The 20,444-nt window shown below is 60.5% G+C and carries 18 protein-coding genes and 1 tRNA gene; 15 read left to right on the top strand and 4 right to left on the bottom strand.

What is annotated here, in order from left to right; translation table 11 throughout:
* Positions 1-133 precede the first annotated feature (133 nt).
* The 7 genes from C8K63_RS28695 to C8K63_RS28665 all read left to right on the top strand — a co-directional run bounded on the left by C8K63_RS28695 (position 134) and on the right by C8K63_RS28665 (position 7,684).
* Positions 134-562 carry a MarR family winged helix-turn-helix transcriptional regulator gene (locus C8K63_RS28695; protein WP_177413324.1) on the top strand — a complete coding sequence of 143 codons (429 nt, stop codon included), beginning with the start codon at positions 134-136 and terminating at the stop codon, positions 560-562.
* A complete protein-coding gene (locus C8K63_RS28690; RefSeq protein ID WP_108219763.1) occupies positions 559-2,631 on the top strand; it encodes an FUSC family protein in 2,073 nt (690 codons plus the stop codon). The genes C8K63_RS28695 and C8K63_RS28690 overlap by 4 nt, the downstream gene beginning before the upstream one ends.
* Positions 2,628-2,837, top strand: coding sequence for a DUF1656 domain-containing protein (locus C8K63_RS28685; RefSeq protein WP_007987399.1), 210 nt, complete (start codon positions 2,628-2,630; stop codon positions 2,835-2,837). The genes C8K63_RS28690 and C8K63_RS28685 overlap by 4 nt, the downstream gene beginning before the upstream one ends.
* The gene (locus tag C8K63_RS28680) at positions 2,834-3,721 is read left to right on the top strand and encodes an HlyD family secretion protein (protein WP_108219762.1); all 888 of its coding nucleotides are present in this window, start codon (positions 2,834-2,836) and stop codon (positions 3,719-3,721) included. Before C8K63_RS28685 ends, C8K63_RS28680 begins: the two co-directional genes overlap by 4 nt.
* A complete protein-coding gene (locus C8K63_RS28675) occupies positions 3,718-5,166 on the top strand; it encodes an efflux transporter outer membrane subunit (RefSeq protein WP_108219761.1) in 1,449 nt (482 codons plus the stop codon). The genes C8K63_RS28680 and C8K63_RS28675 overlap by 4 nt, the downstream gene beginning before the upstream one ends.
* Positions 5,167-5,258: 92 nt before the next feature.
* Entirely contained in the window at positions 5,259-5,894 is a 636-nt protein-coding gene (locus C8K63_RS28670) for an NADH:ubiquinone oxidoreductase subunit N (RefSeq protein ID WP_108219760.1), read from the top strand.
* Between the two features lie 284 nt (positions 5,895-6,178).
* Positions 6,179-7,684: a YdgA family protein gene (locus tag C8K63_RS28665; protein ID WP_108219759.1), complete on the top strand. Its 1,506-nt coding sequence runs from the start codon at positions 6,179-6,181 to the stop codon at positions 7,682-7,684.
* Positions 7,685-7,745: 61 nt separating this feature from the next.
* Here the strand turns inward: C8K63_RS28665 and C8K63_RS28660 are convergent, their stop codons facing one another.
* Complete coding sequence (locus C8K63_RS28660; protein WP_108219758.1) at positions 7,746-9,275, bottom strand: FAD-dependent oxidoreductase; 1,530 nt, start codon at positions 9,273-9,275, stop codon at positions 7,746-7,748.
* Between the two features lie 139 nt (positions 9,276-9,414).
* Between C8K63_RS28660 and C8K63_RS28655 the strand changes: the two genes are divergently transcribed.
* From C8K63_RS28655 to C8K63_RS28640, 4 genes are read left to right on the top strand one after another with little or no spacing between them, the layout of a single operon-like run.
* Positions 9,415-9,975, top strand: coding sequence for a YbhB/YbcL family Raf kinase inhibitor-like protein (locus C8K63_RS28655; protein WP_108219757.1), 561 nt, complete (start codon positions 9,415-9,417; stop codon positions 9,973-9,975).
* Positions 9,976-10,017: 42 nt separating this feature from the next.
* Positions 10,018-10,287 carry a hypothetical protein gene (locus tag C8K63_RS30555; RefSeq protein WP_256595032.1) on the top strand — a complete coding sequence of 90 codons (270 nt, stop codon included), beginning with the start codon at positions 10,018-10,020 and terminating at the stop codon, positions 10,285-10,287.
* Positions 10,284-10,706 (top strand): type II toxin-antitoxin system Phd/YefM family antitoxin, encoded by a 423-nt coding sequence (locus C8K63_RS28645; protein ID WP_223530027.1) that lies wholly within the window; start codon positions 10,284-10,286, stop codon positions 10,704-10,706. Before C8K63_RS30555 ends, C8K63_RS28645 begins: the two co-directional genes overlap by 4 nt.
* Complete coding sequence (locus C8K63_RS28640; RefSeq protein WP_108219754.1) at positions 10,703-11,011, top strand: type II toxin-antitoxin system RelE/ParE family toxin; 309 nt, start codon at positions 10,703-10,705, stop codon at positions 11,009-11,011. The genes C8K63_RS28645 and C8K63_RS28640 overlap by 4 nt, the downstream gene beginning before the upstream one ends.
* Positions 11,012-11,081: 70 nt before the next feature.
* Here C8K63_RS28640 and C8K63_RS28635 read toward each other — a convergent pair.
* Positions 11,082-11,158: transfer RNA gene (locus C8K63_RS28635), tRNA-Arg, on the bottom strand.
* A 347-nt stretch (positions 11,159-11,505) separates the two neighbouring features.
* On the opposite strand from C8K63_RS28635, the gene gabD reads away from it, so the two are divergent.
* The 3 genes from gabD (at position 11,506) to C8K63_RS28620 (ending at position 15,749) form a co-directional block, all read left to right on the top strand.
* Positions 11,506-12,948, top strand: a complete 1,443-nt coding sequence (gabD, locus tag C8K63_RS28630) for an NADP-dependent succinate-semialdehyde dehydrogenase (protein WP_108219753.1) — start codon at positions 11,506-11,508, stop codon at positions 12,946-12,948.
* Between the two features lie 184 nt (positions 12,949-13,132).
* Entirely contained in the window at positions 13,133-14,410 is a 1,278-nt protein-coding gene (gene gabT / locus C8K63_RS28625; protein WP_108219752.1) for a 4-aminobutyrate--2-oxoglutarate transaminase, read from the top strand.
* 127 nt (positions 14,411-14,537) lie between these two features.
* The gene (locus C8K63_RS28620; protein WP_108219751.1) at positions 14,538-15,749 is read left to right on the top strand and encodes a response regulator; all 1,212 of its coding nucleotides are present in this window, start codon (positions 14,538-14,540) and stop codon (positions 15,747-15,749) included.
* 41 nt (positions 15,750-15,790) lie between these two features.
* Here the strand turns inward: C8K63_RS28620 and C8K63_RS28615 are convergent, their stop codons facing one another.
* Together C8K63_RS28615 and desA are read right to left on the bottom strand one after the other, a co-directional pair.
* The gene (locus C8K63_RS28615; protein WP_108219750.1) at positions 15,791-16,780 is read right to left on the bottom strand and encodes a sensor domain-containing diguanylate cyclase; all 990 of its coding nucleotides are present in this window, start codon (positions 16,778-16,780) and stop codon (positions 15,791-15,793) included.
* Between the two features lie 288 nt (positions 16,781-17,068).
* Positions 17,069-18,253, bottom strand: a complete 1,185-nt coding sequence (desA, locus tag C8K63_RS28610) for a delta-9 fatty acid desaturase DesA (protein WP_108219749.1) — start codon at positions 18,251-18,253, stop codon at positions 17,069-17,071.
* A gap of 147 nt (positions 18,254-18,400) precedes the next feature.
* Between desA and dibA the strand changes: the two genes are divergently transcribed.
* On the top strand, positions 18,401-20,320 hold the full coding sequence (gene dibA, locus C8K63_RS28605; protein ID WP_108219748.1) for a phosphodiesterase DibA: 1,920 nt from the start codon (positions 18,401-18,403) through the stop codon (positions 20,318-20,320).
* Positions 20,321-20,444 lie beyond the last annotated feature (124 nt).

The raw sequence follows: 20,444 nt of genomic DNA, 5'->3' as shown, positions 1-20,444 counted from the left end.
CTATGGCTTCGCGACGGATGGAAGCCAATATGTTTCAAAACTTGACGGAAAATCTCCTCCAATGCCATATTGATAGTTAGCAAACTAACAGTGTGTGTTTTCCCTCGTGCCGAATAACCTCGACGTTCTCCAGATGAGCATCAGCAGCGCCATGGTGGTGGCCGCCAGGCATTGGCGCAAAATCTGCCAGACCACGCTGGTCAACTATGGAATCTCCGAAGCCTGCGCCGTTCCGCTATTGATGATCGGGCGTCTGGGTGAGGGCGTGCGCCAGGTGACGGTGGCGCAAGCGGCAGGGATGGAGAGCCCGTCGCTGGTGCGCCTGCTCGATCAGTTGTGCCATGCCGGTTACGTCTGCCGCACCGAAGATGCACAGGATCGCCGCGCCAAATGCCTGAGCCTGACCGAAACCGGTCGGGAGCTGGTGCAGGCGGTCGAAGTGGAGCTGGTGCGCTTGCGCCACGAAGTCCTTGAAGGCATTGACCAGAGTGATCTGGAGGCTACGCTGCGGGTACTGAGAGCTTTTGAAGCGGCCACGCCGCCATCGGTGGCTAACTCGTGAACGGATTCTTCTCGGGCATGCCCCCGGCGCGGGACTGGTTCTATGGAGTCCGCACCTTCGCCGCATCGATGATCGCGCTGTACATCGCCTTGCTTATGCAAATGCCGCGTCCGTACTGGGCGATGGCCACGGTGTACATCGTTTCCAGTCCGTTTCTCGGCCCTACCAGTTCCAAGGCGTTGTACCGGGCGGTCGGCACCTTTATCGGCGCTGCGGCGGCGGTTTTGTTCGTGCCAATGTTCGTGCAGAGCCCTTACGTGCTGGTGGTGGTGATTGCACTGTGGACCGGCACGCTGCTGTTTCTGTCCCTGCATTTGCGCACGGCCAACAACTACGCCTTGATGCTCGCCGGTTACACCTTGCCGTTGATCGCCCTGCCGGTGGTGAACAACCCGCTGGGCGTGTGGGACGTGGCCGAAGCGCGGACCGAAGAAATCTTTCTCGGCATCGTCGTGGCGGCGGTGGTCGGTGCGATGTTCTGGCCCCGGCGCCTGGCGCCTGTGTTCAATGATTCGGTGGGCAAATGGTTTACCGATGCCTCGACCTGCAGCCTGCGTTTCCTTAGCCGCAACGTGCAGCCTGAAGAAGTCAGCGCGTTGCGCGCGTCGATGGTCGCCACGTTCAACTCCCTGGAGTTGATGATCGGTCAGTTGCCCCACGAAGGCTCGCGTCCGCAGACAGTGCGCAACACCAAGGAATTGCGCGGACGGATGATTCACCTGCTGCCAGTGATCGATGCCCTCGACGATGCGCTTTACGCCCTGGAACGGCGCACCCCCGAGCTTGTGGACAAGTTCGCGCCGTTGCTGGCCGCCACCACCGAATGGCTCGAGCACAAGGAAGCCGATCTCGACCGCTGGCAAGCCCTGAAGGATCGACTTGAGGCCCTGCAACCTGCTCCCGAAGCGCTGGATGAGCGCAAGCAACTGCTGTTCTCCAACGCCATTTACCGCCTCGGCGAGTGGATCGATTTGTGGCAGGACTGCCGCAGCCTGCAATACGCCATCCAGTGCGAAAGCCAGGACAGCTGGCGCGCGGTGTATCGGCACTGGCGCCTGGGGCGGCTATCCCCGTTTCTGGATCGCGGCCTGATGTTCTACTCCGCTGCTTCCACCGTCACCGCGATTATCGTGGCCTCGGTGCTGTGGATTCTGCTTGGCTGGACCGATGGCGGTAGCGCCGTGATCCTGGCGGCGGTGGCGTGCAGTTTCTTTGCCTCGATGGACGACCCGGCGCCGCAGATTTATCGGTTCTTTTTCTGGACAGCGATGTCTGTGGTGTTCGCCAGCCTTTATCTGTTTCTGGTGCTGCCCAACCTGCACGACTTTCCGATGCTGGTGCTGGCGTTTGCCGTGCCGTTCATTTGCGTCGGCACCCTGACGGTCAAGCCGCAGTTCTACCTGGGCATGCTGCTGACTCTGGTCAACACCTCGTCCTTCATCAGTATTCAGGGCGCTTACGACGCGGACTTCCTCAGTTTCGCCAACTCCAACCTGGCCGGCCCCATGGGGCTGCTGTTCGCGTTCATCTGGACCCTGATTGCCCGGCCGTTCGGTGCTGAACTGGCGGCCAAGCGCCTGACCCGTTTCAGCTGGCGTGACATTGTCAGCCTCTCCGAGCCGGCCACGTTGTCTGAACATCGACTTCTGGGCATTCGGATGCTCGATCGGCTGATGCAGCATCTGCCGCGCCTGGCCATGACCGGCCAGGACTCCGGCGTGGCGCTGCGGGAAGTGCGAGTGGCGCTGAATCTGTTGGACCTGCTCGCTTATACGCCGCGGGTCCTTGGTGTGCCGCAGGTGCTGTTGCGCCAGGTGGTGGCCGAAGTGGGCGAGTACTTCAAGGCCTGTCTCAAGGCTGGTGAGCGCTTGCAGGCACCGAGCCCGTTGCTGATGACCCTCGACCGCACGCGCCGCGCCCTCAGCGGTGCCGGCGATGATGAAACCCGTCGGCATCTGCTGCACGCCCTGAGTGGCCTGCGTCTGGCACTGTTGCCCGGCGTCGAGTTCGTCGGTGCCGCCGAGCCCGAAGAGCCGCTTCCCCATGGCATTGATGGAGCACCTTTATGATCGGCGACCTGGATCTGAGCGGGGTGTTCCTGCCCACGCTATTGGTGCTGATGGGCATTACGTATGTGTTGTACCTGTTGGTGCACGGGGTGCTGACGCGCCTGCACTTTTACCGTCTGGTCTGGCACCGGGCATTGTTCAACGTGGCCCTCTACGCCTTGCTGCTTGGCGCCGTGGACTCACTCAGTCGATACCTGATGACATGAAAAAACCGTTTCTAACCCTGGGTCGCGTGGTGTTGACCCTGCTGATCGTGAGCTTCGCCGTTGTCGTGGTCTGGCGCATGGTGATGTATTACATGTTCGCGCCCTGGACCCGCGACGGGCACATCCGTGCCGACATCGTGCAAATCGCCCCGGACGTGTCCGGTCTGATCCAGCAAGTGGAGGTGCGCGATAACCAGTTGGTCAAGCGCGGCCAGGTGCTGTTCAGTATCGATCAGGACCGTTTCAAGCTGGCCCTGCGCCAGGCCAAAGCAGCGGTCGCCGACCGTGAAGAAACCCTGGCCCAGGCCCAGCGCGAGGCCAAGCGAAACAAGGGCCTGGGTAATCTGGTGCCGGGTGAGCAACTGGAAGAAAGCCAGTCGAAAGTGGCCCGCGCCCAAGTGGCCTTGATGGAAGCCCAGGTGGCGGTGGACAGTGCGCAGCTCAACCTCGACCGCTCGGTGATCCGAAGCCCCGTGGACGGCTACGTCAACGACCGTGCGCCACGGGCCCAGGAGTTCATCAGCGCCGGGCGTCCGGTGTTGTCGGTGGTCGACAGCAACTCGTTCCATATCGATGGCTACTTCGAAGAAACCAAACTGAACGGCATCCACATCGGCCAGAGCGTCGACATCCGGGTGATCGGCGACAATGCGCGCCTGCGCGGGCATGTGGAAAGCATCGTCGCCGGTATCGAAGACCGCGACCGCACCAGTGGCAACAACCTGCTGCCCAACGTCAACCCGGCCTTCAGCTGGGTTCGGCTGGCCCAGCGAATTCCAGTGCGCATCGCCTTCGATGACGTGCCGGAAGATTTCCGCATGATCGCCGGGCGCACCGCCACGGTATCGATCATCGACGATCAGAAGCGGGAGTCGGCGCAATGAGCAGGGCCTCGGGTTTGGCAGTCGCCGGATTAGGCTTGCTGCTGTCGGCATGTCAGATGGTCGGGCCGGATTATCATTTGCCTGAAGAGGCGGCGGTCCATCGCCCAGACTTCCAGGGCGATCTGGCGGTCGACGGCAAAACGGTGGTGTCCGCGCCGGTGCCGGCCGATTGGTGGCGTTTGTATCAGGACCCGCGACTCGACCAGTTGGTGCAGCAGGCCATGGCCTCCAACACCGATTTGCGCGTGGCGGCGGCCAGTCTGTCCCGCTCTCGCGCTCAGGTCGATGAGGCGCAAGCGGCGGGCGGCTGGAGCGGCGGCGTGCAGATGGGCGCCCAGCGCTTGCAGGAGTCCGGCCAGGCGTTCCTGATCCCGGAAAAAGTGCCCGTGGCCAACATTGGCGATATCGGCATCAGCGCGTCGTACCAGTTCGACCTGTTCGGCACCTTGCAACGCGGCATCGAAGCGGCCAAGGCCAATGCTGATGCGACGCAGGCCGCCGCCGATACAGCACGCATCACCGTAGTGGCCGATGTGGTTCGCGCCTACACCCAAGTGTGCGCGGCCAATGAAGAGCGGGAAATTGCCCAGCACTCCCTCGACCTGCAAGCCCAGAGCACCACGCTGATCCAGCGCCTGCGCGATGCCGGACGTGGTGACGAAACCCAGGTCACTCGCTCGCAAACCCAATTCAAATCCCTGCGCGCCGACATGCCGCGTTATGAGGCAGCGCGTCAGGCCGGGCTGTACCGCTTGTCGATGTTGCTGGCCAAACCGGTGGATCAACTGCCGGCCGGCACCGCCACCTGCGACGAGCTGCCGAAAATCGCGCAATTGATTCCGGTAGGCGATGGCGCCGCATTGCTCAAGCGTCGTCCCGATGTACGGCAGGCGGAACGTCGACTGGCGACCGCCACTGCCGGTATCGGTGTCGCCACGGGCGAGCTGTACCCGAATATCAGCATCGGCGCGACCATCGGTACCGTCGGTATCCTGGACGATCTCGGCGACCCGTCCACCAACCGCTGGGGGTTCGGCCCGTCGCTGACCTGGAAGGTGCCGACCAACGGCGCCCGGGCGCGCATCCGCGAAGCCGAAGCGGTGACCCAGGCGACGCTGGCGCATTTCGATGGGGTGGTACTCAATGCCATTCGCGAAACCCAGACCAGCCTCGCCCAGTACGCCGCATTGCTGCAACGCCGCGACGCTCTGGCCGATGCCGAGCAATCGGCGAAACTGGCGGCCGACCAGACCCATCGCTTTTTCCAGGCTGGCCGAGAGTCTTTCCTGGCTGACCTGCAAGCCATCCGCACCTACACCGACGTCACGGCGCAACTGGCGGCCGCGAACACCCAGGTTGCCGCCAGCCAGATCGATTTGTTTCTCGCGCTGGGCGGCGGTTGGGAAAGCGGACGAACGCAAGCGTCGAACTCCGGCAAACCCTGAGGCCATTGCTATGCTTTGAAGTGTTGGACGGGCGTCCGTGCAAAGCGCCCTTTCTTCGCACAAGGCACGCGCAGGTCAGGGGGAAACCAAGAATGAAAAACCCTTATGCTCTCGGCTTCTGGTGCGCCATCGTGGCATTAGTGCTGCTGTCGGCCACTTATTTCTACGGCATCATGCTGGCCCACCAGATCGACAAGGCTCTGGCGTTCCTCGACAGTGCCGTCGCGCTGATTGCGGTGATGTCCATTGCGGTGGTGGCCTGGGCCTCGGTCCAGAATCAACGCATCAAGAAAAGACAACTCGAACAAGGCAAGACCCTGGTCCTGATCTGGGACACCAAGGTGGCGTTGCGTCGTGTCGAAACGGTGTTCGACCGTTATTTCTGGGGCAGTTACTGGCAGCCGGGGCGCACGTTTCAGGAAGTCATGGGCGAATTGACCGGCACGCCGCTGGAAAAAAGCCTCGAGAGCCTGAAAAAACAATGCCTGGCGCTGGACCGGCAGGTGGCTGACGACGGTCGGCACTGGCTCAGCAATGCCCGGGAACTGGCCGATGTCGCCACGGCCATGGCCCGCGAACGTTATCAACTGGACGTCTGCGACCCGCGCGCGGAAGTGAAGGGCGGGGCGGTGATCAACCGCGACTTCGAAGTGCTGGTGTACACCTGGACTGCACGGCTCAAAAGCTTTGATCATCAGCTGGATGAGATCGAGGTCCAGTATTCCTGATTCTTTGGTGGCTGTTATGCCGTCTTCGCGAGCAGGCTCGCTCCCACATTGGAATGCATTCCCCTGTGGGAGCGAGCCTGCTCGCGAAGACGGCATAACATCCGCCGAAACTCTCCGCCCTTCATGAACATCCCCCCAAGACACTCTTTCACCTTTAATCATTGGGCCGTTCGTCGCGCCCGGTGCTAATCTGCTTTCCACTTTCAGCGCAGTCGAGCCGCAACCTGTCATGGGTTCAGGGAAGACGACCTCGCTTTCAACAACGGACATTGAACGGGTCATACATGAATAAATCAGCAGGCGTGCTACTGGGAATCGTTGTCGCAATCGGTGCCGTCAGCGCAGGCGGAGCCTGGTTCACCGGCACCAAAATCGAAGGTGTGTTGAACACCTCGATTGCCAATGCCAACAAGGAATTGCAGGCGGCCATGGTCGGTTCCAATGGCACCGCGTCTCTGGAACTGGTGTCACTGGAGCGTCATGTATTCAGCAGCACCGCGCACTACCGTCTCAAGGGCGAAGGCGAAATGTTCGGCGAAGCGCCGGTCGAGTTGCTGTTTGTCGATCACATCGAACACGGCCCGTTGCCGTTCTCGCGGCTGATGTCACTGAAGTGGTTGCCAGTCCTGGCGACCAATCACTACGAACTGGAAAAGACCCCGTCCACTGAGAAGTGGTTTGCCGCCGCCAAGGACAAATCCCCGCTGACCGGCGTGGTCAACATCGGCTATGACAACGCTACCAATGGCACCTTCGAGTTGCAGCCGCTGGAAATGGCGCTGGATGACAAGTCGAGCATGAAATTCTCCGGCTTGAGCATGGACGTCGATGCCAGCGCCCAGGCACAGAAGGTCAAGGCCAACGGCTACATGGACAGCCTGAAAGTGATCACCGTGTCCGAAGACCAGGCACCGGTGCAGGTTGAATTGAATGGCCTGACCCTGGCCAGCAACCTGACAAAAAGTACCTACGGTTTCTACACCGGCGAAAACGTCCTTGAACTGGCCAGCGGCAAATCGACCTTTGGCGTCAAGCAGTCGGTGCTGGACTTCAAGAAATTCGAGATGAAAAACCTGACCGGAGAATCGGGCAGCAACGCTTCCGGGCGTGCCGATTACAAGGTCGGCGAAGTCTCCCTGAACGGTAAGACCATCGGTTCCGGCGCGCTGGCCATGAGCCTGAAGAACCTCGACATTCCGGCGACCCTGTCGTTGATGCAGGTTTACCAGACCAAACTGCAGCCGTATGAGCGGGCGGCGGCCGAAGCGACGGCGGCCGGTCTGCCGGCACCGGAGCTGAAACTGACCGAAGCTGAAGAAGCACTGCTCAAGTCCAGCCTGGAAAAACTGCTGGCGGCCGGTCCACAGGTGGCCCTGGAAAACCTGTCGTTCAACACCGCCAACGGTGAGAGCCGCGCCAACATGGTGCTCGACCTGACCAAGCCACAAGCCATCGATCTGCCGACCGATCAGTTGGTCAGGCAGCTGATTGCGCTGCTGGACTTCAAGTTGCAAGTGTCCAAGCCCATGCTGGTCGATGTGCTTACCGTGCAATCGCAAATCGACGGTCAGACCGATGCCAAGCTGATTGCCGACCAGGCCACTGCCACCGCAGACATGTTCAGCAGCATGGCGGTCGGCAGCCAGCTGGCAAAACTGGACGGCAACAACATCGTCACCAATTTGCATTACGCCAACAATCAGGTGGACTTCAACGGCCAGAAAATGACCGTCGAAGAGTTTGCCGGTTTTGTCATGAGCAAGTTCGAGGGTGCTGGCACCACCGAATAACGGCGACCTTGTACCCGGCAACGCCCGGCCTCTGCATCGTGCAGGCGCCGGGCGTTTTGCGCTAGGGAACGTCACGGATCAGTCGCCATGCCTCTTCCCATGCCAACGTTTGTTTCATCCGCTCGGCGAGCGTCGCCATGGCTCGGTCCATCTCGCAGGCCACCGCCGCCGACACCACGCCGTTATTTCCGAACAGGCCAATGAAGGGTGGATCGTAAGGGTCGCCCTTGAACTCGACCTCGTCCCAGGCTTCGGCGTGCCCGAGGTAGTCGTAGGTTTTGCCGAAATGCCAGGTCCAGAAAAACGGCACGTCGAGATAATGCTCGTCACCACCCAGCATATTCGCCGCGGCGATCCGTGCTTGCTGCTGGGCCAGTCGCCAGTGCTCGATGCGCAGGTATTGGTTGTTCAGCGGGAAGGTGGCGATATCGCCAGCCGCCCAGAGGCTGTCGGCCACGCGCATTGTGCCGTCGACACGCAACGAGTGATCCTGCTCTTTCGGCAGCCCGGTGAAGGCCTCAGTGGCTGGCTTGACGCCAATGCCGACCAGCACCAGATCGGCCGGCAAGCGTTGGCCGTTGTCCAGGCGCACGGCTTCGACCTTGCCCGTCCCTTCGATCTGTGCCGCATTGCCCTGGGTATGAAACACGACGCCATTGGCTTCATGCCGCACGCGAATGGCCTTGCCGACCGTGTCACCGAACTGCTTGGCAAACGGTACTTCGTGGCGGGCCAGCACGGTTACATTCAGGCCAAGCTGGCGCAGGGACGAGGCGGACTCCATGGCAATGAAACTGTTGCCGATGATCACGACCCGCTGGCCGGCGCTGGCGCTGTCCAGAATCTGCTGTGCATGGGCTTTGGAGCGTAAGACGAACACTTGCGGCAGGTCGGCGCCGGGTAGCGGCAACGGATTGGGTACACCGCCGGTGGCCAGCAGCGCGGCGTCGTATGTCAGTGATTGGCCGTCAGTCAGCCGCAGCGTCCTGTTTGGCGCATCCAGGCTTGCCACTTCGCCTCGCAGGCGCTCGATCCGCTGCTCGCGGTAAAAGTCCTCGTCGCGCAGCGGCGGGACTTCGTGCAGCGGCATCTCACCGGCGATCACGTATTTGCTCAGCGCGGTGCGGTCGTATCCGGCGTCGGCTTCGCGGTCGATCAACAGCAACCGGCCGCCGAAACCTTTCTCGCGCAACGCCGCTGCCGCCGCCGTACCTGCCGCGCCAGCGCCGATAATAATGAAGGTTCGTGGATCGTCGGCCGGAGGCGTGTGGGCGTCCGGCAACGGCTGGTCGCCGACCCAGATGTCGCCGTCACGGACTTCGAGGGGATAGCGCTTGAGGCTGTCCAGGGCTGGCGGTTCACACAGCCCGCCATCCTCGATCCGAAACTGCGCCTTGTGCCACGGACAAGTCAGGCGCCCGTTGCATACCGCACCGTCAGCCAGCGGGGCTCCGGCATGAGGGCATTCGGCCTGATACGCGCGCAGTTGCTCACCGGCCCGCAACAGCAGGATCTTGCTGTCCTGGACCTGCACTTCCAGACCCCGGTCTTCGGGCACATTGGCCACACGCGCAACGCGATGCAGAGTCATGATTACTCTCCAGACAGACGTTTCACTTATGAGTCTGGTACTTATCGCGAGGTTCAGCCAATTGCCCCTGCCACGGCGTGAACGGTCCGGCTATAGTTTGCACGCCGACGACGGCCCAACACGCACAAGGTGCTCCGGTATGACCCGATTGACCTCAATCAACACTTGGCTCGCGGCCTTGGCAGTCGCCCTTTGCGTGCAGTTCCCGGCGCAGGCCCAGGAACGTTTCACCCTGAACATTCCCGGTGTCTCCGATGACCGTCTGTTCACCTCGGTCGCCGCCAGTGATGCCGCCGGTTGCGGTGGACACAACATTTCCCCGGCGTTGAACTGGAACACCGGCCCGGCAGCCACCCAAAGCTACGCCATCGTCATGCACGACCCGGACGGCCAAAAAGGCCAGGGCGTCGATCACTGGGTGCATTACGGCATCAAGGCCGCTACCCACCAGATCCCGGCCGGTGCCGGGACCAAACCCGGCCTCGAGGGCGTCGGCGGTACCAACAGCAAAAACACCACCGGCTACATCGGCCCCTGCCCACCCGTTGGCGACAGCGCGCACCACTACATCATCCAGATCTACGCCCTGGACCTGGCCCCGGACGCCTTGCCCGCCGGCCTGACCCGTGCGCAGCTGCTGGAAAAAATCAAAGGTCACGTCCTGAAAAACAGCAGCGTGGTGCGGCGCTATCACCGCTAACCGTCTTCAGGAATAAACTGAAGTGCGCAGTGCTCGGGGAATTTGGCATCCCGACCCGAAAGCGCGCACTATCAGGCTATAGCCGATGCGTTGGAGGATGCCGTGGCAAAAAAAATCGACCGCATCGCCCAAATGCTCAACTGCCCGCAAAAGGGTGAAGAACTGCGGCGAGCGATTACCGAGAGTCGCAAGGATTTTCTGCTGAACCAGCCGGAAGAAGACGTTGTTGAAGACGACGACCTTGAAGAGGAGTTCTTCGAGGAAGACGAGGACGATGATGAGTACGACGAGTTCGACTGGACGACAGAATGAAAAAAACCGCTTCGGCGGTTTTTTTGTGGGCCAGGACAGCACCGGTCGGAGATTCGTTGACCCCCCTGCAGAGAATGGAACACTATAAGGTACTTTTTTTCGTACTTTTTGGAGCCGCCATGGAGCAGCTACTTGCAAGCCGTTCGGTCAGCATCACCGAGCTCAAGCGCAGCCCGAGCACGGTGATCGAGCAAGCGGGTTCTGAACCTGTTGCCGTGCTCAACCACAATCGCCCAGCCGCCTATCTTTTACCGCACGCGGCCTATCAACAGCTGCTGGATCGGCTACACGCTGCCGAACTTCGTGAAGCCATTGCAGCCAGCCGCAACGATCCGCGTCCGGCCATTGCTGCCGATACCGTGTTTGCCGAGCTTGATGCACTGATTGATGAGGTAGCTGCCGAGCAAAACCGTCCATGAGGCAATTGCTTTTCTCTGCATTGGCACGGGACGATCTGCTGCAAGTCGCTCGTTTTATCGCCCGGGACAACCCGGAACGGGCCCGGACGTTTGTGGGCGAGCTACGCATGCAGTGCACACGATTGATCGAACAACCGAGTTTGGGTGTTTCAAGAGACGATTGCGCCAAGGGATTGCGAATGCTTCCCCATGGCCGATATCTGGTTTTCTACTGTTTGATGGACGATGGGATCAAGGTCGAACGCGTGCTGCATAGCGCGAGAGACATCGCCCGACTGTTTGAAAAAAACAGCATTGATCATTAGGCGCTTAGCCTTCATACACCCACAAAAAAGCCCCAGACCTAACGGCCTGAGGCTTTCTCGTTACAGCGTATGGTGCACCAGGCGGGATTCGAACCCACGACCCCTGCCTTCGGAGGGCAGTACTCTATCCAGCTGAGCTACTGGTGCAGCGGGCGCCATGATACTCATATGCGCTGCGGGCGTCCATGCTGCTGAATCGCCTGCGTTTTTTTAAAGCTGTAACGCGCGTTTGCTACGTTGATCAGAAAAAATAGGCAAAAGCGTCGTTTTCGTTCTTTTTTTCGAACAGGCTATTGTCCTTTACCCCCTTTGATCCTAGGATTCGTTTGAGATTTCAAACGCTCATCTCTGGGTGCTGAACCGCGCGATTTGAATCAGTGCGCTATTTATGTGCTTCAGCCCGGTGAATGATTTCCCTGACGGCAGCCTATCGAGGCGCCTTTCAACAATCATAATTTGCTCCGCTTATTGCGGTGCTGTTAAGGAAAGCCGACATGCAGCTTAAAGACACCCAGTTGTTCCGCCAGCAAGCCTTCATCGATGGCGCGTGGGTTGATGCGGACAATGGTCAGACGATCAAGGTCAACAACCCGGCGACGGGCGAAATTCTGGGTACCGTGCCGAAAATGGGCGCTGCCGAAACCCGCCGTGCGATCGAAGCTGCTGACAAGGCGCTGCCGGCCTGGCGTGCACTGACCGCCAAGGAACGTGCGACCAAGCTGCGTCGCTGGTTCGAACTGATCATCGAGAACCAGGACGACCTGGCTCGCCTGATGACCCTGGAGCAAGGCAAGCCATTGGCCGAAGCCAAGGGTGAAATCGTTTACGCCGCTTCCTTCATCGAGTGGTTCGCCGAAGAAGCCAAGCGCATCTACGGTGACGTGATTCCGGGCCACCAGCCAGACAAGCGCCTGATCGTGATCAAGCAGCCAATCGGCGTGACCGCTGCCATCACCCCGTGGAACTTCCCGGCTGCAATGATCACCCGTAAAGCCGGCCCGGCCCTGGCCGCCGGTTGCACCATGGTGCTCAAGCCTGCTTCGCAAACTCCGTTTTCCGCCTTCGCCCTGGCCGAACTGGCCCAGCGTGCCGGCATCCCGGCTGGCGTGTTCAGCGTGGTTTCCGGCAGCGCCGGCGACATCGGCAGCGAGCTGACCAGCAACCCGATCGTGCGCAAGCTGTCCTTCACCGGTTCGACCGAAATCGGTCGTCAACTGATGTCGGAATGCGCCAAGGACATCAAGAAAGTGTCCCTGGAGCTGGGCGGCAACGCGCCGTTCATCGTGTTCGACGACGCGGACCTGGATAAGGCCGTCGAAGGCGCGATCATTTCCAAGTACCGCAACAACGGCCAGACCTGCGTCTGCGCCAACCGCCTGTACATTCAGGATTCGGTCTACGACGCGTTCGCCGAGAAGCTCAAGGCCGCAGTGGCCAAGCTCAAGATCGGTAACGGTCTGGAAGCAGGCACCACCACTGGCCCGCTGATCGACGAAAAAGCCGTGGCCAAGGTGCAAGAACACATTGCCGACGCCATTTCCAAAGGCGCCACCGTGCTGTCCGGCGGCAAGCCGATGGAAGGTAACTTCTTCGAGCCGACCATCCTGACCAACGTGCCGAATAACGCTGCCGTGGCCAAGGAAGAAACCTTCGGTCCCTTGGCTCCGCTGTTCCGCTTCAAAGACGAAGCCGATGTGATCGCGATGTCCAACGACACCGAGTTCGGTCTGGCCTCGTACTTCTATGCTCGCGACCTGGGTCGCGTGTTCCGTGTGGCTGAAGCCCTGGAATACGGCATGGTCGGCGTCAACACCGGGTTGATCTCCAACGAAGTCGCGCCGTTCGGCGGCATCAAGGCCTCGGGCCTGGGCCGTGAAGGCTCCAAGTACGGCATCGAAGATTACCTGGAAATCAAATACCTCTGCCTGGGTATCTAAGCCAGCAAGAGCATTGCTTCAAGCGCAAAGGGCACGAGAGCGCTGTCCCTTTGCGCCGCTTCAAACCGGAATTTTCTCGGTGGCCGGGAACGCTGTGGCAGTCGATCATCGCATGCTGCCGCCGTTGCTCCCCGTCGCTTTATCCTTGAACCACGCCGCCCGATGAGCGGTGAATGAGGAATGTATGAGCAAGACTAACGCTTCTTTGATGGCCCGCCGTACCGCTGCTGTTCCACGTGGTGTTGGCCAGATTCACCCGATTTTCGCCGATTCCGCGAAGAACGCGACCGTAACCGACGTTGAAGGTCGTGAATTCATCGACTTCGCCGGCGGTATCGCCGTACTGAACACCGGCCACCTGCACCCGAAAGTCATCGCCGCCGTGACCGAGCAGCTGAACAAGCTGACCCACACCTGCTTCCAGGTACTGGCCTACGAGCCGTACGTGGAAGTGTGCGAAAAAATCAACGCCAAGGTCCCAGGTGATTTCGACAAGAAAACCCTGCTGGTGACCACCGGCTCCGAAGCCGTGGAAAACTCCATCAAGATCGCCCGTGCCGCCACTGGCCGTGCCGGCGTGATTGCGTTCACCGGCGCTTACCACGGTCGCACCATGATGACCCTGGGCCTGACCGGTAAAGTCGTGCCTTACTCGGCCGGCATGGGCCTGATGCCAGGCGGCATCTTCCGCGCGCTGTACCCGAACGAACTGCACGGCGTGAGCATCGACGACTCGATCGCTTCCATCGAACGCATCTTCAAGAACGACGCCGAGCCGAAAGACATCGCCGCGATCATCATCGAGCCGGTTCAGGGCGAAGGTGGTTTCTACGTCGCTCCGAAAGAATTCATGAAGCGTCTGCGTGCCCTGTGCGACCAACACGGCATCCTGCTGATCGCTGACGAAGTACAGACTGGCGCTGGCCGTACCGGCACCTTCTTCGCCATGGAACAGATGGGCGTTGCCGCCGACCTGACCACCTTCGCCAAATCCATCGCTGGCGGCTTCCCGCTGGCGGGTGTGTGCGGCAAGGCCGAATACATGGACGCCATCGCTCCAGGCGGCCTGGGCGGCACCTACGCCGGTAGCCCGATCGCTTGCGCCGCGGCCCTGGCCGTGATGGAAGTGTTCGAGGAAGAGCACCTGCTGGATCGTTGCAAGGCTGTTGGCGAGCGTCTGGTAACCGGTCTGAAGGCCATCCAGGCCAAGTACCCGGTGATCGGCGAAGTCCGTGCCCTGGGCGCGATGATCGCCGTCGAGCTGTTCGAAAACGGCGACAGCCACAAGCCGAACGCTGCCGCCGTGGCGTCCGTTGTGGCCAAGGCTCGCGACAAGGGTCTGATCCTGCTGTCCTGCGGCACCTACGGCAACGTTCTGCGCGTCCTGGTACCGCTGACCTCGCCGGACGAGCAACTGGACAAAGGTCTGGCGATCATCGAAGAGTGCTTCTCCGAGCTCTGATCGCTCAGTGTGACCTGATCCACAAAAAACCCGCTTCGGCGGGTTTTTTCATGCCCCTGGAACCCCATTAGCGCTGTATCGAATGGCCAGCATTGGCTAAGGTTCCAGCATTGCCAGGGAGAGCTGTATGACAACTGTCATTTTACCCGCGGTTCCGAGAGTACTGATTGCCGAGGCCGATCCCTGGTCCCGGGATCTGCTCAAGGAAGTGTTGTTGAACGTACGCTGCGATGCGCGGCTGGATCTGTGCGCCGATGGTCAGCAAGCGCTGGAGCTATTGGCCGCCAACCCCTATGACCTGGTGATCGCCGACTGGGAGTTGCCGGGCGTCGATGGGCTGAATGTCCTGCGCAGCGTCCGCCAGCGCAAACGTAATCCGCCCATGCCGTTCATTCTGATGAGCAGTCGCAACGACAGTGCCAGCGTGCGCGAGGCCTTGCCGCTGGCGCCGGCCGCGTACCTGACCAAGCCCTTGAACATGGAAAGCCTGACTCAGCGGTTGCAGGGGTTACTGCTGAACGCCGGTGAAGAGGTTTCGTGCGAAGTGCCGTCGCTGGCGCCGGGCATGACATTGTCGGTTTATCTGGAGCGTCGACGTGAATTGGTCGACGGTGCGCCGCTGATGACCGACGTGCAAGTGGCGGTCAAACGCAGCCTAAACCCCAATGGCCTCAACCTGACGGTGCTGGAAGACGAAATCCGCACCGATCCGCAGGTCACGGCCGTGCTGATCGCCGCTGCCAACAGCGCGGCCCAGCACCACGGTGCCGCTGTGCATACCCTGTCCCAGGCACTGCATCGCCTGGGCACCGGGCAGAGCATGAACCTGATTCTCGGGCTGGCGCTCAAGCGCAGCGCACGGCTCAGCGATCCGCAATTGGCCGACTATGCCGAGCGTAACTGGGAACTGTCCCTGCACACCGCCGAATACGCGCGAACCCTGGCGCGCTTGCTTGATCTGGATCAGGAGCGCTGCTATTGCGCCGGCATGTTGCATCGTCTCGGCGATCTGGCGTTGCTGCGCTGTTTGCAGGAATGGAAACAGGCCGGCGGCGAACTGGATGAGCAGGAGGAGGTGGGCGAAGCGCTGGCTGAATATGGCGCGGCCTATGGTTCGGCTCTGCGCACGCGCTGGCGCCTACCGCTGGAGTTGCGGGAGCTGATTGCGGCGGCCTACCAGCTCGGTGGCGGGGTTTACTCGCGCGAATCGCTGGTGATGAACATGGCGGCGCAGCTGGCGCGCCTGAGCGAGCATGAGGGCATCGAGGCGCTGGCGAAGAGCCGGACGGCGCGGTTGCTCAAGATCGGCTTGCCGGAGTTGATGCGTTTGCGCAAGTAGGAGCAGCCGGTCGACGCTCCTACAGGAGGTTGCAGGACCTGTCAGGCGGTGACAATCCGGTTCTTGCCCTCGCGCTTGGCCTGGTACATCGCGGCATCCGCGCGGGAAAACAGGTTTTCCACGTTTTCGTCCGCGGCGGTCAGGCTGGTCAGGCCCTGGCTGACGGTGATGCCGAACGTCTGGCCTTCATGGGTGAAACGCAATCGCTGAATCTGCTGTTGCAAGCGTTCAGCCACTTGCAGGGCCATCTGCGGCGTACAGCCGGGAAATACCGCTGCGAATTCCTCACCGCCAATGCGCCCGAACAGGTCGCCACGGCGCAACGCTGCGCGGCCGCTATCGGCGATGCGTTGCAACACGTTGTCGCCTTCCTGGTGACCGTAGGTGTCGTTGATTATTTTGAAGTCATCGATGTCCAGCATCAGGAACGACAGCGGCTCGCCCCGTTGCCGGGCGTGTGCGAACGCGCGGTGGGCGCATTCGAAGAAATGCCGACGATTGCTGCTCTGGGTCAGCGCGTCGGTGGTGGCCAGGCGGTGCAGCTCGCTTTCCATCCGCTTCTTGTCGGTGATGTCTTCAGCAATGCCGACGATGATCACTGGTTGCCCCGGCTCGGCTTGGCGGTTGACGTAGCATTTGTCGCTGAGCCAGCGCACCTGCCCGTCGGCGGCAATGATTCGATACTCGCGGTCTTCCACGGCGCCTTTGTCCAGCACTTCGGCCAGGCTGCTTTCGGCATAGTCCAGGTCGTCGGGATAGATGCTGTCGCGCCATTGATCGCAGTCGTCCAGCAGCAGATTGGCCGAGCGACCGAAGATCCGCTCATAGGCTGGGCTGACGTAAAGCACCCGGCGGGTTTCCCAATCGAATGCCCACAGCACCGCGTTGACGCTCGCCAGCAAGGTGTTGAACAACTGTTCGCGTTCGCTCAGGCGTGCGACTTCGCCTTGGGCGTGCATCAGCGCCATCAGGGTCTGCGCGGCCTCGGGCCAATGTGACGGAGATGAGTCTTGCAGGTTTTTTGGGGCCATCGACACAAATCTCAAAGGGCATGCCGCGTGTTCAATGGCGGCCAACGCCAAGCCCGCCGGGGGAAAGCGAAGTGTCTTTGAGATTGGGCTTTTTAGATGAAGTTCCCGCTTTTTGTGGCGAAGGAGAGGGCTCCCGCCGGGCGGTACTGGACACGAGTTTTTGCGTCCACAAATCAATGTGGGAGCGAACCTGCTCGCGAAAGCGGCGTATCAGTCAACTTTGATTTGACTGACATTCCCTTTTCGCGAGCAGGCTCGCTCCCACAGGTTTTGCGGCCGGCGCTGCAATCAGACAGCGGCAGGGCGCAGGGAGTAAGTCTTCAACTGATCGGCGAAGTCGCGCAGCGATTGAATCCCGCTGGCTTCGGCTTCGTGCACCCAATCCTTGATGGCCGCCAGCATGTCGTGACCATTTGAGCTGGTCTTGACCCAGATCTGCTGCAGGGCCAGGCGTTTCTCGTAAATTACCTTCAGCGCCTGACTGTGCTCGAGCATGTTCTGGATGCGTACATGGTGTTTGTCATCCAGCAGGCTGGTCTCCCGCGAAAGCAGGCGTTTGGCCCGGTGGAACTGGTGACGTACCGAGTGATCGACCTTTTCCAGCTCTTGCTTGACTAGCGGGCCGATCACCAATTTTCGGTACTGGGCCATGATCTGGAAGCGGTTGTTGAGGATCGCCATGGCGGTGTCCATGTCCAGGTTGCCCTTGCCTTCGACGCGATGGGCAATCGGCGCGACCCGTTGAACCTTGGCCAGGCGCAGGAAGCTGAAGACTTGAATCCACGCCCAGCCCAGGTCGAACTCCCACTTCTTCACCGACAGTTTTGCCGAGTTAGGGTAGGTGTGATGGTTGTTATGCAATTCTTCGCCGCCAATCAGGATGCCCCACGGCACCAGGTTGGTCGCCGCATCGCGGCATTCGAAGTTGCGGTAGCCGATGGCATGGCCCAGGCCATTGACCACGCCAGCGGCCCATACCGGGATCCACATCATCTGGATGGCCCAGATGGTGATGCCGATGGTGCCGAACAGCAGCAGGTCGATGACGCCCATGATCGCGATGCCCATCAGCGGATAGCGGCTGTAGAGGTTGCGCTCGATCCAGTCTTCGGGGCAGTTCTTGCCATAGATGCGCAGGGTCTCGGGGTTTTCCGCTTCGGCGCGGTACAACTCGGCGCCTTTGCGCAGCACTGTGGACAAACCCTTGATGACCGGGCTGTGCGGGTCATCGACGGTTTCGCATTTGGCGTGATGCTTGCGGTGGATGGCGGTCCACTCGCGGGTGTTCTGTGCCGTGGTCAGCCACAGCCAGAAACGGAAGAAATGCTTAAGGCCCCCATTCAGCTCCAGGGAGCGATGGGCCGAGTAACGATGCAGATAGACCGTGACGGCGATGATCGTGACGTGGGTCATCAGCAGGGTGACTGCAACCAGAGACCAGGGCGACAAGCCAAGAAAACCTTCGTACCACATAGGCTATAGGGCCCTCGATAAAGAAAAAAACAGCCATTGCATTATCACTAAGCCCACACAGAAAACCAGTCGCCCTTTCAGATAAGAGTGGCTGGATGTGTCTTTAAACTATAATCCCCACCTTATTGTAGGGACATGGATCGTCGGATGTCTGCCACCTATCGCGATGCCTTGCGTGCAGCGCTGCTCTATCTGTTGCTTTCTGTGGTTTGGCTACAGATCAGTGGCTATTTATTAAACAGTTTCTTCGATAGCTCTGCTGAGCGACTGCGATGGCAACTGATCAACGGTTATGTTTGGGTGCTGTTCAGCGCCGGGTTGATCTTCGTTGCACGGGCGCGGCTGCTGCGGTGTCTGGGGATCGGCGCCACATTGCACGAACGCAATACCAATCGCGAGCGCCTGCGCCAGGCGGCGGCTGTTTTCGACTGCACCCGCGAAGGCGTGCTGGTCACCGATCGGGAAGGTGTGATCGTCCATGTGAACCGGGCGTTCATGGAAATCACCGGTTATGGTTGTGAGGACGTGCTCGGGCAGCGCCCCACTATGTTCAAGTCCGGACGTCATCCATCTGACTTCTATCAGGCGATGTTCGCCGCGCTTGAACGCACAGGGGAGTGGAGCGGGGAAATCTGGAACCGGCGCAAAAGCGGCGAAATTTACCCACAATGGCAGACGATCCGCCTGATCCACGATGACAATGGCCAGCCGAGCCAGTTCGTGGCGGTGTTTTCCGATATCAGTGCAATCAAGAACTCCGAACACGAGTTGATGCACCTGGCGCACCACGATCCGCTGACCGACCTGCCGAACCGCCTGCTGTTCACCGACCGTGCCGAACAGGCCCTGGCCTCGGCGCAGGCCCACAAGCGTGGCTGCGCGCTGCTGATGATCGATCTCGATCACTTCAAGATGATCAACGACAGCCTTGGGCACACCATCGGCGATCAGTTGCTCAAGGCTGTGGCCGAGCGTCTGGGCGCCATGTTCGGTCCGGGTATCACCCTGGCCAGGCTGGGCGGGGATGAGTTCGGCATACTCGCTGAAAGCTGTCCGCAACTGGTTCAGGCCGCTGCGTTGGCCCAGCGGATCATCGATGGCCTTAAAGAGCCGTTCCTTATTGATGGGCACCAGCTGTCCATCAACACCAGCATCGGCATCAGCCTGTTCCCCAGCGATGCCTTGAGCGTCGAGCAACTGCTGCGTAATGCCGACTCTGCACTTTTCAAGGCCAAAAGCACGGGGCGCAATGATTATGCCCTGTACACCGAAGAGCTGACGGCCCACGCCCAGCAACGGGTCGAGATCGCCTTTGAATTGCGTCGCGCCCTGGACCGGCAAGAGCTGCGGGTTTATTACCAGCCGGTTCACGACTTCAAGACCAGTTGCCTGATTGGCGTCGAGGCACTGGTGCGTTGGCAGCATCCACAACGGGGGTTGGTATCGCCGGCGGAATTCATTCCGGTCGCCGAACGAACCGGCCTGATTGCTGAAATCGATGCCTGGGTCATGGCGCAGGCGTGCCGGCAGATGTGCCAGTGGCAGCAAGGCGGGGTGATGCTGTCGTTCGTTGCGGTCAACGTTTCTTCGCGGCTGTTCGCCCGTCGCGAGCTGTATCAGCAAGTAGCGCAAGTCCTGCGGGAAACCGGGCTGGAGCCGTCGTTTCTCGAGCTGGAAGTCACCGAAAGCGCGGTGATGGAAGACCCGGAAGTCGCGCTGGAACAGATGCATCGACTGCGCGAGCTGGGTGTGCGCCTGGCCATCGACGACTTCGGCACGGGTTATTCATCGCTGCTGCGACTCAAGCGTCTGCCGGTGCAGAAGCTGAAAATCGACCAGGGCTTCGTCGCTGGATTGCCGTGGGATGAGGACGATGCGGCGATTTCACGGGTGATCATTGCGTTGGCGCAGAGCATGGGCATGCAGGTGCATGCCGAAGGGATCGAGCAGGTCGAACAGGCGGCTTTCCTCCTCGAGCACGGATGTGATTTTGGTCAGGGTTACTGGTTCGGGCGGCCGGTGCCGGCGGCGCAGCTGGATTGGAATCATGCGCCGGTGATCGCCTGATTTACAAAAAACCTGTGGGAGCGAGCCTGCTCGCGATAGCGGAATATCAGTCGACATCTTTGGTGACTGACACTCCCTCATCGCGAGCAGGCTCGCTCCCACAGGGTTTTTTGGTGTGCCTGAA

The organism is Pseudomonas sp. GV085, assembly GCF_003050925.1.
Classification (GTDB): domain Bacteria; phylum Pseudomonadota; class Gammaproteobacteria; order Pseudomonadales; family Pseudomonadaceae; genus Aquipseudomonas.
This window is presented reverse-complemented; position numbering and strand designations above follow the sequence as displayed.